Annotated in this window: 16 protein-coding genes and 3 tRNA genes; 11 read left to right on the forward strand and 8 right to left on the reverse strand. The window is 45.0% G+C overall.

Features of this window, described 5'->3' with window-relative positions; genetic code table 11:
• Positions 1 to 2 precede the first annotated feature (2 nt).
• The 3 genes from J699_RS08740 to J699_RS08730 are packed head-to-tail and all read left to right on the forward strand — an operon-like array spanning position 3 to position 2,011.
• Entirely contained in the window at positions 3 to 953 is a 951-nt protein-coding gene (locus J699_RS08740; RefSeq protein ID WP_032868511.1) for a homoserine kinase, read from the forward strand.
• 9 nt (positions 954 to 962) lie between these two features.
• Positions 963 to 1,580, forward strand: coding sequence for a DUF1294 domain-containing protein (locus J699_RS08735; RefSeq protein WP_005282578.1), 618 nt, complete (start codon positions 963 to 965; stop codon positions 1,578 to 1,580).
• A gap of 35 nt (positions 1,581 to 1,615) precedes the next feature.
• On the forward strand, positions 1,616 to 2,011 hold the full coding sequence (locus J699_RS08730) for a DUF4870 family protein (RefSeq protein ID WP_005227764.1): 396 nt from the start codon (positions 1,616 to 1,618) through the stop codon (positions 2,009 to 2,011).
• Between the two features lie 32 nt (positions 2,012 to 2,043).
• Here J699_RS08730 and J699_RS08725 read toward each other — a convergent pair whose 3' ends face one another.
• A complete protein-coding gene (locus J699_RS08725) occupies positions 2,044 to 3,444 on the reverse strand; it encodes an LLM class flavin-dependent oxidoreductase (RefSeq protein ID WP_032868512.1) in 1,401 nt (466 codons plus the stop codon).
• A gap of 354 nt (positions 3,445 to 3,798) precedes the next feature.
• Between J699_RS08725 and J699_RS08720 the strand changes: the two genes are divergently transcribed.
• Positions 3,799 to 5,049 (forward strand): SfnB family sulfur acquisition oxidoreductase, encoded by a 1,251-nt coding sequence (locus J699_RS08720; protein ID WP_032868513.1) that lies wholly within the window; start codon positions 3,799 to 3,801, stop codon positions 5,047 to 5,049.
• 12 nt (positions 5,050 to 5,061) lie between these two features.
• Positions 5,062 to 6,321, forward strand: coding sequence for a monooxygenase (locus tag J699_RS08715; protein WP_032868514.1), 1,260 nt, complete (start codon positions 5,062 to 5,064; stop codon positions 6,319 to 6,321).
• 59 nt (positions 6,322 to 6,380) lie between these two features.
• Here J699_RS08715 and J699_RS08710 read toward each other — a convergent pair whose 3' ends face one another.
• A complete protein-coding gene (locus J699_RS08710) occupies positions 6,381 to 7,223 on the reverse strand; it encodes a DMT family transporter (protein WP_376746146.1) in 843 nt (280 codons plus the stop codon).
• 158 nt (positions 7,224 to 7,381) lie between these two features.
• On the opposite strand from J699_RS08710, the gene J699_RS08705 reads away from it, so the two are divergent.
• A complete protein-coding gene (locus J699_RS08705) occupies positions 7,382 to 7,933 on the forward strand; it encodes an XRE family transcriptional regulator (RefSeq protein ID WP_032882830.1) in 552 nt (183 codons plus the stop codon).
• A 45-nt stretch (positions 7,934 to 7,978) separates the two neighbouring features.
• Here the strand turns inward: J699_RS08705 and hisA are convergent, their stop codons facing one another.
• From hisA to hisB, 6 genes are all read right to left on the reverse strand, one after another.
• Positions 7,979 to 8,713 (reverse strand): 1-(5-phosphoribosyl)-5-[(5-phosphoribosylamino)methylideneamino]imidazole-4-carboxamide isomerase, encoded by a 735-nt coding sequence (gene hisA / locus J699_RS08700; protein ID WP_032868518.1) that lies wholly within the window; start codon positions 8,711 to 8,713, stop codon positions 7,979 to 7,981.
• A 150-nt stretch (positions 8,714 to 8,863) separates the two neighbouring features.
• The gene (locus tag J699_RS08695) at positions 8,864 to 9,535 is read right to left on the reverse strand and encodes a 3'-5' exonuclease (RefSeq protein ID WP_032868519.1); all 672 of its coding nucleotides are present in this window, start codon (positions 9,533 to 9,535) and stop codon (positions 8,864 to 8,866) included.
• A gap of 88 nt (positions 9,536 to 9,623) precedes the next feature.
• The gene (locus J699_RS08690) at positions 9,624 to 10,157 is read right to left on the reverse strand and encodes a DUF805 domain-containing protein (RefSeq protein ID WP_032868520.1); all 534 of its coding nucleotides are present in this window, start codon (positions 10,155 to 10,157) and stop codon (positions 9,624 to 9,626) included.
• Between the two features lie 138 nt (positions 10,158 to 10,295).
• Complete coding sequence (locus J699_RS08685; protein ID WP_050441682.1) at positions 10,296 to 10,790, reverse strand: DUF805 domain-containing protein; 495 nt, start codon at positions 10,788 to 10,790, stop codon at positions 10,296 to 10,298.
• A gap of 77 nt (positions 10,791 to 10,867) precedes the next feature.
• Complete coding sequence (hisH, locus tag J699_RS08680; RefSeq protein ID WP_032868521.1) at positions 10,868 to 11,485, reverse strand: imidazole glycerol phosphate synthase subunit HisH; 618 nt, start codon at positions 11,483 to 11,485, stop codon at positions 10,868 to 10,870.
• Positions 11,485 to 12,078, reverse strand: a complete 594-nt coding sequence (gene hisB / locus J699_RS08675) for an imidazoleglycerol-phosphate dehydratase HisB (RefSeq protein ID WP_032868522.1) — start codon at positions 12,076 to 12,078, stop codon at positions 11,485 to 11,487. Before hisB ends, hisH begins: the two co-directional genes overlap by 1 nt.
• A gap of 104 nt (positions 12,079 to 12,182) precedes the next feature.
• Here hisB and J699_RS08670 point away from each other — a divergent pair, with 104 nt between their 5' ends.
• The 5 genes from J699_RS08670 (at position 12,183) to J699_RS08650 (ending at position 14,004) form a co-directional block, all read left to right on the forward strand.
• The gene (locus tag J699_RS08670; RefSeq protein WP_004776129.1) at positions 12,183 to 12,560 is read left to right on the forward strand and encodes a GNAT family N-acetyltransferase; all 378 of its coding nucleotides are present in this window, start codon (positions 12,183 to 12,185) and stop codon (positions 12,558 to 12,560) included.
• A gap of 107 nt (positions 12,561 to 12,667) precedes the next feature.
• Positions 12,668 to 12,743, forward strand: a tRNA-Phe gene (locus J699_RS08665).
• A 140-nt stretch (positions 12,744 to 12,883) separates the two neighbouring features.
• Positions 12,884 to 12,959: transfer RNA gene (locus tag J699_RS08660), tRNA-Phe, on the forward strand.
• A 140-nt stretch (positions 12,960 to 13,099) separates the two neighbouring features.
• Positions 13,100 to 13,175 (forward strand) — tRNA-Phe (locus J699_RS08655).
• A gap of 97 nt (positions 13,176 to 13,272) precedes the next feature.
• Positions 13,273 to 14,004: a class I SAM-dependent methyltransferase gene (locus tag J699_RS08650; protein WP_032868523.1), complete on the forward strand. Its 732-nt coding sequence runs from the start codon at positions 13,273 to 13,275 to the stop codon at positions 14,002 to 14,004.
• Positions 14,005 to 14,039: the final 35 nt, after the last annotated feature.

Below are 14,039 nucleotides of genomic sequence, written 5' to 3' on the forward strand. Positions count from 1 at the left end.
CCATGTCGGTTTATACCCCGTTGAGTTTAGAAGAAGTTCAAGCCTTTGCCGAACCCTATGGTTTAGCAGTGATTGACCTGATTCCAATCCAAGGCGGTATTCAAAACACCAATTATTTTTTGGTGGATCAATCAAAGAAACAATATGTTTTAACGGTGTTTGAAGAGTTAGATGCTGAAGGGGCCGGTGAACTGGTGCCTGTACTGGATTGTTTGGGTCAGGCCGGTGTGCCTGTGGCGGTACCGTTAAAGCACAGTGGACAGGCGATTCATAGCATTGCCGATAAGCCGGCACAAATTGCACCGCGCTTGATGGGCGAGCACCCTGAAGATGCCAGCATTGCGCAAATACAGGCGATTGCACAGGCGCAGGCAAAATTGCATTTGGCCTTGCGAGACTTTCCGCTGGAGCGTGATTTTAACCGTAATCATCAATACTGGTCAGATGTGGCCGCACAGCTTAAGCCGCAAATGAATGCGGACGATCAGGCTTTATTGGCACAAGTTTTTCAGCAGTTTGCACAGATTACCCTGCAACATCCAGATCGTCCTACCGGTTTTATTCATTCAGATTTGTTTAGAGATAACACCTTGTTTGAAGGCGATCAGTTACAAGGCATCCTTGATTTTTATGAATTGAATCAGGATGAATGGTTGTTTGATATTGCGATTAGTATCAATGATTTCTGTACTGCCTATCCACAAGCACATTTGGATCAAGCCAAGGCTGATGCCTTCCTTGCCGCCTATCAAGGCATTCGCACGCTGACTGAGGATGAATTGGCCTGTTTAAATATCTTTCTGGCGATGGCGGCTTGTCGCTTCTGGAGCATGCGTTTGCAGGTGGCACAAAAAAATGCCGAGCATGGGCGTACCGGCGACGATATTTTGCAAAAAGATCCGCTACAAATGCGCATGATGATGCAAGACCGTTTACAACGAATCACAGCCTAGGAAAATATCATGCGCGATCAAGGTCGGTTAGTGGAGTGGTTTGATGATAAAGGCTATGGCTTTATCCAACCCAATGACCCGCAAAAACAACGTGTTTTTATTCATATTAAAGACTTTGCTCGCACAGGGCCAAGGCCGATTATCGGTTGTGCGCTGGAGTATGTGGTGATTCTGGATGAGCGCGGTCGTTATCGCGCTCAGCAAGCCGTGTATTTAAAAGCCTCGCAAGTATTTGAGCATAAAGCCAAAGCCGAAAAGCCAACCGCTACTAAACCGTGGTCGGCCATGCAGATTGCCATTGTGATTTATATTGTCTTTATGCTGGTCGCCAGCTTTAGCAAATTATTGCCGCCGTATACCCTGTTATTTGTCAGTTTGATGAATGTGGTGAGTTATTGGCTGTATGCGCAGGACAAAGAGGCGGCACAACTCGGGAATCGCCGTATTCCCGAGCAGACCCTGCATATTGTGGATGCTTTGGGAGGATGGTGCGCCGGTTGGCTTGCTCAGCAAAAACTGAGACATAAAACACAAAAGCAACCGTTTCGGAAGATTTATTTCTGTACCATAGTCTTTAATATATTATTGATATGTTGGTTAATTTCTCCACTTAATGTGTTTTATTGATATTAAGCGGAGTCTGACACTGGAGATAAATAGAAATGAATTATTCCGTTGATCAAGATCCGAATCGTACTTTGACTCTGGTCCTGTACATCCTTTATATCCTTGCAATTTTTACGGTAGGTTTATTGGCCATTGTGGCCTTGATCATCAACTATGTTAAACGTAGTGATGTCCAAGGCTCGATTTTTGAAAGTCACTTTACCTGGCAAATCCGCACCTTCTGGTGGTATCTGGCCTGGAATATTATTGCCTTTATCCCGTTCTCGTTCCTGTTCCTGACAGGCGATAATGGCACTGCCTTTGCAGGGGTGGCTATTTCTGCAACCACCTTTGCCTTTGCCGTGATTTTCGGTGCATGGATCTGGATCGTCTATCGTGCTATCCGTGGTTTGATTGCCTTGAATGACAACAAGCCGATGTACCAAGGCTAATCGATCAGAACTCGTTTGGTTGAGTGCAACGACTAAGCGAGTTCTATCGTGTTGTTGGTCTTCGCTGTGCAATGATAGCGATAGCTTGCGCCGCGATGCTGCTCAGGCAGCAGTGGGCCTTGACCAAACAGCTTTTCGCGTAAAGTTCCTTCGGGATATTCAGTTGGATAAACTCCGCGTTGCTGAAGCTCAGGTACCAGATACTCCACCACATCCTCAAAAGTTTGATGCGCCAGAATATAGGCCAGGTTAAAGCCATCAATATCGGTTTCTTCCATCCATGCCTGAAGTTGATCTGCAACAGTGGCCGCTGAGCCCACCAGAACTGGGCCATTACCACCGATACTGATAAATTTGGCAATCTCTTCAATGGTCCAGACACGATTTGGATCGGCTTTTACATAAGAATCCAGCATCGACTGAATCGCATCGGTATGAATATATTCAACTTTGTCTTCTGCATGGAATTGCGAGAAGTCGACACCTGACCAGCCGGATGCCAAAGTTAAGCCCCCATGATAACTGGCATAGCTTTGACAGTCTTGGAATTTTGCTTGGGCTTTTGCATCGGTTTCATCCACCACGATGGACAGCATGGTGTAGATCAAAATCGAATGAGGATCTTTGCCTTGTTCAATCAGGTTGGAACGAATGCCTTGCACCAATTTTTTTACGGCTGCTTTAGTTGGTGCAGAAATAAACACACATTCAGCATTTTGGCTGGCAAATAATTGTCCACGACTGGATGCGCCTGCCTGATACAGTACAGGGGTGCGTTGTGGGGAAGGTTCGCAAATATGAATGCCGGGAACGTTAAAATATTGGCCTTGATGATTGATGGGGTGGACTTTGCGATGATCGGCAAAAATCCCCCGTTCCTTGTCACGTAACACCGCATCCTGTTCCCATGAACCTTCCCAGAGCTTGTAGAGAACCTCTAAATATTCGTCAGCAATATCATAGCGTTGATCATGGCTGACCTGGGTTTTAAGGCCTAAGTTCTTGGAACCACTTTCCAGATAGGATGTCACAATATTCCAGCCAATACGCCCTTTGGTCAGGTGATCCAAGGTACTCATACGCCGTGCAAAAGGATAGGGATGTTCAAAAGAAATCGAAGTGGTTAGGCCAAAGCCCAAGTGTTTGGTGACAGCCGCCATCGCAGGCACGATTTGCAAAGGATCATTTACCGGAACCTGTACGGCACCTGTGAGTGCATGTTCTGCCGATTGATGATAAACATCATAAATACCTAAAACATCGGCAATAAAAACACCATCAAACTTGCCGCGTTCCAAAATCTTGGCCAAATCGGTCCAGTAGTCGAGGTCTTTATATTCGGTCGAGCGATCCTGAGGGTGGCGCCACAATCCAGGCGATTGATGCGCAATACAGTTCATTTCAAAGGCATTAAATCTAATTTGCTTAGTCATTGGTCTTTACGAAATTAAAGATTTTTATTGATATTAATTAAAAAATATTGAATTGATTAATCATAAAAAAATAAAACTTTATCATGAATAGATTTAACAGGGTTTTGCACTGTATTTTTTCCGATTATTTTTATTAAATTCAAAACGTTATTTTATTTTTTCTTGGTTAAAGGGTGCTAATGTGATATTCGGTCTTGTTGAGATGTTTGTTTTTGATTTTTAGTTGTTTTTTAAATCAATAAGTGATGGTTTGAGTTTATTTTAAATAAAAAGATTAGTTTCTATATTTAACTTATAAATATGCAATAAAAATAGTGCTAGTTTATTTTTATAACTGGAAAATGAGTATTTATAATGACCTCAAAAATAGAAATAAAACTGGAAGATGCACAGAGTATTCCGCAAGATTTTTACTTGAATAATACGCCAGCACATGTGATTGCTTCAGATCAGGAAGCCCTTGCTGTGGCCCATCGCGTAGCGGCTACTTTTGCCAAAGAGGCGGCAAAGCGTGACCATGAACGCAAGCTGCCACTGCAGGAAATCCAGCAATACTCCGCCTCGGGCCTGTGGGGGATCAATATTCCAAAACAGTTCGGTGGTGCAGGGGTGAGTTATAAAACTTTGGCTGAAGTGGTGACCATTATTTCCAGTGCAGATTCATCTTTAGGGCAGATTGCACAAAATCATTGGGCCTTTTTAGAGCATATCCGTTTGGATGCGTCATTGGAGCAGCAGCAGTTCTTCTTCGAACAAGTGCTGCAAGGCAAGCGTTTAGGCAATGCATTCTCGGAAAAAAACTCGAAAACTGTCGCGGATTTGACCACTAAAATTGAATTTAAAGAGGATTATGCGTTGATTAGTGGTCAGAAATTCTTTGCCACAGGCGCTTTATTGGCACACTGGATTCCTGTGGTTGCTGTGAGTGACGAGGGCAAAGTATTTGCAGCACTGGTACCACAACATACTCCTGGTTTGACCATTGTGAATGACTGGAGCAGTTTTGGTCAGCGCACTACGGCCAGTGGTAGCGTGCAGCTCGATCATGTGCGAGTCGATTTAAAATATGTGGTGCCGATCCATCAGGCTTTTGAACGTCCAACAGCAGCAGGTGCAATTTCACAAATTATTCAGTCCGCTGTCGATGCGGGAATTGCGCGTGGGGCGATTGAGGAAACCATTCGCTATGTGCGTGAGCATGCCCGTCCTTGGATTGATTCAGGTGTGGAACATGCCAGTGAAGATCCTTATACCATTAGCAATATCGGTGAGCTAAAAATTAAATTGCGTGCCGCAGAGGCGGTTTTAGCCTTGGCCGGTGAGGCGATTGACCGTGCTTTGGCCAATCCAACCGAAGACAGCGTAACAGAAGCAACCTTACTCACGGCTGAATCGAAAGTACTAACCACTGAAATCGCACTCTTGGCAGCCAATAAATTATTTGAGTTGTCGGGTACCCGTTCCACCTTATCCGAGCTGAATCTGGATCGGCACTGGCGCAATGCCCGCACGCATACCCTGCATGATCCGGTACGCTGGAAATACAATCTGGTGGGTAATTACTATTTGAATGGTGTGGCACTGCCACGTCATGCATGGAGCTAAGAGGGTAGTATTATGACCAGTCAAAGTAATCAAAATCTCTCCTTGGGTGCACATTACGAGCAGGTCGCGGGCAAGTTCCGCCCGATCTTCAAGCGCATTGCGGAAGGGGCTTTAGCACGGGAAAAAGACCGAACCTTGCCCTATGAACCGATTCAATGGCTGAAACAGGCGGGCTTTGGTGCAGTACGGGTGCGTGTGGCTTTTGGTGGAGATGGCGTTTCGCAAAAGCAGTTATTTCAGCTGTTGATTGAACTGGCTCAGGCCGACTCCAATGTGGTTCAGGCCTTACGCGGGCATTTTGCCTTTGTGGAAGACCGTTTAAACGCACAAAAAACCGCAGCACAGACCCTCTGGTTTGAGCGCTTTGTCCGTGGTGAGATTGTGGGAAATGCATGGACCGAAATTGGTCAAGTTGAAATTGGCGATGTCGCAACTCGTGTTACGGCAGCGCAGGACGGAAAACTTCGTATCAATGGTCAGAAGTATTATTCTACAGGCACGATTTTCGCAGACTGGATTGACCTGTTCGCTTTGGATGAAACCACCGATCAGCATGTGATTGCTGCGGTGTCCACGCAGGCACAAGGCATTGATATTGTGGATGACTGGGATGGCTTTGGGCAAAAAACCACGGGCAGCGGGACCTTGACCTTAAACAATGTGGAGATTGAACGAGATCATATTCTGGTGTTTGAAAACCGCTTTAAATATCAAACCGCATTTTATCAAGTGGTGCATCTGGCGACTTTGGCAGGTATTGCACAAAGTGCAGTGCAGACCTTTAAGCAGGAAGTGCGTCAGCGGACGCGGATTTATAGTCATGGTAATGCCAGTCTGGTACGTGAAGATGCACAAATTTTGCAAATAATTGGCAAAGCGTCTGCACAGGCTTATGCTGCTCAAAGTATTGCACTGAGTACTGCTGAAGCGCTAGATGCAGCTTATTTACAGCATTTTCAAAATGATGAACAGGCTGAGCTGGATGCCAATCAGCGTGCTGAATTAGTATCGGCGCAGGGGCAGGTGGTGATTGCCGAGCTGGTACTGAATTTGAGTAGCGAGCTGTTTAATGCCTTGGGTGCATCGGCCAGTTCCACCGACAAGCAGCTGGACCGTTTTTGGCGCAATGCCCGTGTGGTCGCATCACATAATCCACTAGTGTATAAGCAGAAGGTAATTGGGGATTGGGAAGTTAATCAAGCACCATTGCCGTATGTGTGGCAGATTGGCAATAGTCCCTTAGTCAGGAATCAGCAGGAAATTCCAGCCTAATTGTTGAAAGGTGCACAATAGATTGTATTCAACCAAAACTGTTGTGCACTTTGCTCTCTCTATTTATTCTCTGGCAGTGGTTTCTTCGCAAAGAATTTAAATTTTAATTCGCTGACTAAAACCCCAAGCACCACCAGTAGTCCTCCAAACAATGCCAGTAACGGTAAACGCTCTCCGGCAATACGTCCGATGACACCGGCCCAAACCGGTTCACCCGCATAAATAATCGCAGCACGCGTTGGATCGACCATACGTTGTGCCCAGTTCATCACAAATTGAATCAACGCACTGGCTAAGCCGAGCGCCACGGCAATAATCAGCAATCCCCAGGAAAACGCTGGAATACTGTGTTCACCGACCAAGGGCATACTGGCGAATGATAATAATGAAGCAACTGCCAGTTGAATCACCGTGACCCGTCTTAGATTAACTTTCCCGGCAAAATAACCAATCAGGATAATTTCAAGCGCGATCACAAAGGCACAGATCAGGGTAAGCGTTTGTCCATAACTGAAATTAATGCTGGAAAAGCCATTCCCGGTTAACAACACCAAGCCGGTAAAGGCCAGTGCCGTACCGACCCACGTCATTACAGAAGGTTTTTTTTGGAAGATCAGCCACATTAAAATCGGGACCAAGGGCACATACAGTGCAGTGAGAAAGGCGGATTCACTGCTTAAAATGGTTTGTAGGCCGATGGTCTGTGTGCCATAACCAACCGCAATCACAATGCCGATGGCGGTGCCCGCCAAGCTCTCTTTTAAGGTTAAGCCGCGCATGGATTTAATCGAGATCAAAAAGATGACCAAAGCCGCAACTGCAAAGCGGCAGCCGACAAAAAACATCGGGGTACTAAAATTCAGCGCATATTGCACGGCTAAAAAAGTACCGCCCCAGATCATGGTAATAAAAATCAGGGCAAACTGGGCGGCTTTAGGAGACTGGGATAAGGTGGCCAAAACAACAATCCTATGCAACGTGCAATATACTGCACATATTGCATTGCTTGAGAACATTGTGCAATATATTGCGCAAGATTTAGTTTTAAATGTTGTTGCCCATGCGCCAATCCGATGCTGTCCTGAGCCATGTAGGAAAAAATATCCGTCATTTTCGGGATCTGAGTCATTTAAGCCAGCAACAACTGGCAGACCGGGCAGGGGTCAGTCGCCGTACCATTGCCGCTTTAGAAACGGGTCAGGTCAATATTAGTCTGGCAAAACTGGATGCGATAGCAGCGGTACTGGGGATTGACTTCAAACGTATTGTTAGCCCACCTGAACTGGGTGAATCCGCAATTGTGAATACCTTGGCCTGGCAAGGCCATCAGCCCGCCAGTCAAGCGACACTGTTAGCTTCGGTTCCCGTCTCGACTCAGGTTGAATTATGGAGCTGGTCCCTGGCTGTCGGAGAGGTCTATCATGCCGAAGCAGATCAACAAGGCTGGCAGGAATTGATTTATGTACTCGAAGGCGAGTTAAGTCTGGAATTGGAACAGGAAACACGCGTTGTGCAGGCTGGGGATTCTATTCTATTTGAAAGTTCGGTTCGTTATGGTTATGCCAATCGAGGGACACAGCCATTAAAATTCATGCGTCATGTGCTGTATTAAATCAAAAGAAGTTATCTGGACAGATAACTTCTTTTTTATGCAAGATTAAAGACGGTTGTCTTCATCCAGCAATAATTGTGCTTCACGCAGGTTTAAGGTGCCTTCGTAAATGGCGCGGCCTGTGATCGCACCTAAAATACCTTTCTGGCCTTTTAAGTTACGGACATCATCCAGATTGGTCACACCGCCAGATGCGATTACCGGTAAGCCTGAATAATCTGCCAGATTAACAGTCTGCTCAACGTTGACACCTTGCATCATGCCATCACGGGCAATGTCGGTATACACAATGCTGGATACGCCTGCATCTGCAAAACGTTTGGCCAGATCAGTCGCCTTGACTTCAGTAATATTGGCCCAGCCATCGGTTGCCACCATGCCATTCATGGCATCGATACCGACAATAATACGGCCTGCAAAGCGCTTACAGGCTTCTTCTACAAACTCAGGTTCTTTCACGGCTTTGGTCCCGATAATGACAAAAGACACACCTGCATCTAAATAATGCTCGATGGTTTCAAGTGAACGGATACCCCCACCGATCTGGATAGGCAGTTCTGGCTGAGCCCGTACAATCGCTTCGACCACAGGCTTATGAATCGGCGTGCCGGCAAAAGCACCATTTAAATCGACTAAATGTAAACGACGTGCGCCTTCATCCACCCAATGTTGTGCAGTCGCCACAGGGTCATCAGAGAAAACAGTATCGTCTTCCATACGTCCTTGTTTTAAACGGACACATTTACCATCTTTCAGGTCAATTGCTGGGATGATTAGCATACACCGCTCCTTGCGTCATCATAGAGTTTAAATTATTAGGGCTTGTTGAACGTCCCTCTATGATTGCGACAGAACAGGCGATTTAGCCTATAACGCAATGCATTTCTGAATGTTCAGCGTGCCCTATATTAGCAAAGTATTGATCAATCTCTAAGCCTTGTCTGTTGATCCTTCAAGTATTTTCATGATTTGTTGTTGTAATTGTGGTGTGAATCGGTGTTGCTGGTAAAGCTGCTCAAATACCAGCAATGCTGCATAAGCATCCGCTGCGGCATAACTGACCTGTTGCGGACTAAGATGTTTAACCGCCCAATTTGAGGTACTGATCTTTTTACTCTTGGCCAGATAACGCTGGAAAAGCAGGGCAATCGCGGTTTGTACTCCGACCTGGCTGCGATAGCCAAAACTGCCAAAGCTTTTGGATAGTTCAATCAGTGACGCAGGCTGGATACCTCGGCTACGGAAAATATGTGCATCATTCTTGAGACCAAAGCCGACTTTCAGTTGCTGTTCATTTTCTAAAATCGGTCTTAAAAAATCCAGAATTTCAGCACTGACCTGAAAAACATAGGCGGTATCATGAGTTGCAAGCTGGATAACATGCGGTCCGGTCGACTTTTCCCCGACTTTAAAGGTCGGTTTCGATTCACTGTCAAAACCGAAGACTTGGATGGAGCTGAGTTGATCTTGCAGGGCTAAGCATTGTTCAAGCGTTTGAATGACCATGATCTTTTCTGAAACAAGGTTTTCAAAGGCAGCTAAGGCACGTATTTGTTCTTTGCTTAAAGGCGCTACTGCGTGTTGAGGTGTGTCCATCTGCATTCAAAACTCAAGTCATTTATCTGAGCTTAAAGGGTTTTAATGAAATAAAAAAGCCAAGTCGAAACTTGGCTTAGCAAACATGACGTATTTATTTAGCTTGATTTATCTGTTGCTCAATCTGAGCTTGCTGGCTTCTTTGCACATATTCTTTATAGGCTGGGATAGCGGTCGCAGCCAAAGCCAATATAATGATCGGGATAAAAATAATATAGATCCATGCCAATACTTTTTCCCAACCTCGGGTCATTCGTGGTGAGCCATAATTATTAATACCCACATCGCCTTTTGCACAGCTTAAATAAATAAAGAATAAAAAGTTTACCAATGGGATAAGCATTAGCAGTGATAACCAGCCAGTCTGGTTCCTGTCATGTAAACGACGGATGGTAAAAATAAAACTTACATATAAGGCTACAATATAAATAATGATAAATAGCCCAACTAAAATATAGGTCAGAAAACCTGTAGATGTATCGGTCATGGTCGGTATTAAGAAAGCACTGACAACGCCAATAAAGAAGAAAGCAATTCCAATCAGCATATTCCAGCCTAAATAGGATAAACGTCCAAAACGTCCATTTGCACTTAAACTTGAATCATTTGTTTGTAGTGATGTATTCATGAAGCCCTCAAAAATAATAGTTTTTAGCAGTTATTAAATTTTTGTATCGCATCCGATTATAAGCAAGAAATCTAAAAATAGCAGAAATTTTGATCTGGTTTTAGACGGTCAAGAGAGAAAGCAAACCATGAAACCCGATTAGTGGAACAGTACAGGGCTTTTGCTGATCACCAGAAATATCAGCACCGAGAAGATCAGCATTAAACTTAAGCCGATATAGGCCATGATTTTCTCCCAAGTGGCAGTCGGATGCGGAGGCCCATAACGATTGGGCTGCTGCTGCCCACGGGCCAGCAGCAGATACAACAGCGTCAATATATTCAGATAAGGTAAGGTCAGCAGCAGCGCCCACCAACCTGAACGGTTACAGTCGTGCAGACGCCGTATGGCAAATATGATACTGCTATAGACTACAAACAGCGCCAGAGTCACAAATAAAAATAAAGCCAGAAAGTCTGTGCGTCTATAGGCTTCATCTAGGCCGATCTGAAACATTTCATAGCTAAGGTAAATGTTGAGCGGAATCGCCAACAGGAAAATGACAGTTTGCCAGGCCAGATAAGATAAGCGGCTAAAACGGCCCTGCGGATTAAGCGGATTTGATAAATTGTTAGAAACAGGCTGTAACATCATTATTCGTCGTTTGAATTATTTTTTATGGGCAATAAAAATCGCCACATGATATGGCGATTTTTTTAATGTCCGATCAGTTAAATTTTCCATTCCACAAAGTTTTTCAGCAACTGTAAACCGGCAGTATGACTTTTCTCTGGGTGGAACTGTGTTGCGAACAAATTGTCTTTATGAATGGCTGTACAGAAGTTCACGCCATAATCACAGGTCGCGGCAATAATTGCCGAATCGCTTGGCTCGACATAATAGCTATGTACGAAGTAGAAGCGGGCATCTTGTTCAATGTTATTCCACATTGGATGCTCTGGATCAAGCTGATGTACCTGATTCCAGCCCATATGTGGCACTTTGAGATTCGGGATTGCCGGAAAGTGTTTTCCCGCGCCTTCAAAAATACCCAGTGCTTCGACGCCACCATTTTCTTCCGAGCTTTGTAACAGGGCTTGCATCCCCACACAAATTGCCAGAACTGGTTTGTTAAAGACCGCCTGACGCACCACTTCATCAATCCCTGCTTCACGCATGCCTTGCATGCAGTCACGCATGGCACCCACACCGGGGAACACAATCTTGTCTGCTTTGGCAATCAGTTTCGGATCATTGGTTACATCCACGGTTGCACCGACATGTTCTAATGCTTTTGCCGCAGAGTGCAGGTTGCCCATGCCATAATCAAGTAACGCAATACGGGTCATTACAGGCTACCTTTGGTTGACGCAATGGTATTTTCAGCACGTGGATCAACTTCACAGGCCATACGTAAGGCACGTGCCAACGCTTTAAATACACTTTCAATCTGATGGTGGCTATTTTTGCCTTTCAGGTTATCAATATGCAGCGTCATCAGTGCATGATTGACAAAGCCCTGGAAAAATTCCGAGAATAAATCGACATCAAAGCTTCCGATACGGGCACGGGTAAATGGAATATCCATAAATAAACCCGGCCGACCAGACAAATCTACTACTACACGAGACAATGCTTCGTCTAAAGGTGAATAAAAATGACCATAACGACGTAAGCCTTTCTTATCACCTAAGGCTTGCGCAAAGGCCTGTCCTAATGTGATGCCGCAGTCTTCGACGGTATGATGGTCATCGATTTCCAGATCGCCATCGCAATGAATATCGATATCAAATAGACCATGACGCTTGATTTGATCAATCATATGGTCTAAAAATGGAACTCCAGTGTTGAGTGTGCCTTGACCAGTACCATCGAGATTGAGACGAACTCGAATTTTTGTTTCGTTGGTATTTCTTACCACTTCACTGATACGTTGCGTCATGGACACGTTCCTCAAAAAACGTCAAAAATGATTGAATTAAAAACCAATAGTTTCGCTGTGACGAAAAAGTGACAGCATCATAGTTTGCTCAGGAGGGTTAATCAATGCCTATTACCGTACATGCTTACAGTTCTCTGGAAGATTCAGGAATTCGTACTCAGCTCGAGCGACTTTACGATACCAGCCCAGAGTTTGGCGACGGGCAAGATGCAATGGAACAACTTGAACAAAATCTACAGCAATATACCACAGTTTACACTGCTGAATTTAACACCAAAATTATAGGTGCAATTTGGGCGACAGGACAAGGTGAAAGCCGTGTTCTGGAATATATTGTGGTGCATCCCGCCAATCGTGGCCGCGGTGTGGCAGAACGTCTGGTTGAAGAGGTCTGCCGCATGGAAGAAGCGCAGGGCGTACAACAGTTTGAACCGGGTTGCGGGGCGATCCATCGTTGCCTGTCGCATCTCGGTAAAATCTAAACAGCTGGTCTTAAAACCATACTTTGCAGCAAAATTAAGCGCTTAAACGAAAAATCCACAAATTTGCTTGACGGGCTTAGACAAACATTGTTTAATACGCCCACTTTGGCGTGATAGCTCAGTAGGTAGAGCAACGGATTGAAAATCCGTGTGTCCCCAGTTCGATCCTGGGTCTCGCCACCATAAATTTGTATTTTCAATCCCTGATCCCATCAGGGATTTTTTTTGCCTTAAAATTGATTGCGTGAAAAATGGGCAATCAAATCAAAAGCTCATGATAATTATTGACTATTGCGCCGAGATACGGCTTAATACACCCCATTGGCGTGATAGCTCAGTAGGTAGAGCAACGGATTGAAAATCCGTGTGTCCCCAGTTCGATCCTGGGTCTCGCCACCATAAATTTGTATTTTCAATCCCTGATCCCATCAGGGATTTTTTTTGCCTTAAAATTGATTGCGTGAAAAATGGGCAATCAAATCAAAAGCTCATGATAATTATTGACTATTGCGCCGAGATACGGCTTAATACACCCCATTGGCGTGATAGCTCAGTAGGTAGAGCAACGGATTGAAAATCCGTGTGTCCCCAGTTCGATCCTGGGTCTCGCCACCATATTCAAAAAGCCTCAAACGAAAGTTTGGGGCTTTTTTTATTGCACCAATAGTTTGTTATATTGAAACCAAGTAGAAGAATTGAAGAATAACATTGCATGAAAGATCTGTTTTCGGCGCAAAGTGAACTTTATCAACAGGCACGACCGACTTATCCACAATCGCTTATAGACAGCTTAATTCAGCAGCTCAAGGGTTTCGACCGTGCATGGGACTGTGGCGCAGGTTCAGGGCAATTAACCCGCCTGATTGCGCCGTATTTTCAACAGGTGATCGCAACTGACCTGAGTCAGAACCAGCTTGATCAGGCGCCAGCCTTGCGTAATGTCAGCTATTTACAGCAAGCCGCGGAACAATGCAGTTTCCCCGATCAGTATTTTGACCTGATTACCGTTGCGCAGGCGATTCACTGGTTTGACTTTGAAAAATTCTACGCACAAGTGAAACGAACCCTCAAACCAGAAGGCGTGATTGCAGTGATTGGTTATGGCCTGTTAACGCTTGAGGATGCGTTGTTAAATGACCGGCTGCAACAGCTCTACCACCAGACCTTAAACGGCTTCTGGGATGCAGAGCGGCGCTATATTGATGAGCTTTATCAAACGATCCCATTTCCTTTTCAAGACATTCCGATGCCGCAGTTTCAGATTGAATTATGCTGGACAGGACAGCAGTTGTGGGATTATCTCAATACTTGGTCTGCAGTCCAACATTATCAAGTTCAAATGCAGATCAGTGCTTTATCCGATTTACAGGATATCCTGCTGATCCGGCAGCCGATGCGGGTGACCTTTCCAGTCTTGCTGAGAGTAGGGCGGCAAATCGTTTAAAAGCCCGAAAAATAAAAAAGCATGCCGAAGCATGC

Source organism: Acinetobacter sp. 1000160 (assembly GCF_000588715.1).
Lineage (GTDB): Bacteria > Pseudomonadota > Gammaproteobacteria > Pseudomonadales > Moraxellaceae > Acinetobacter > Acinetobacter courvalinii.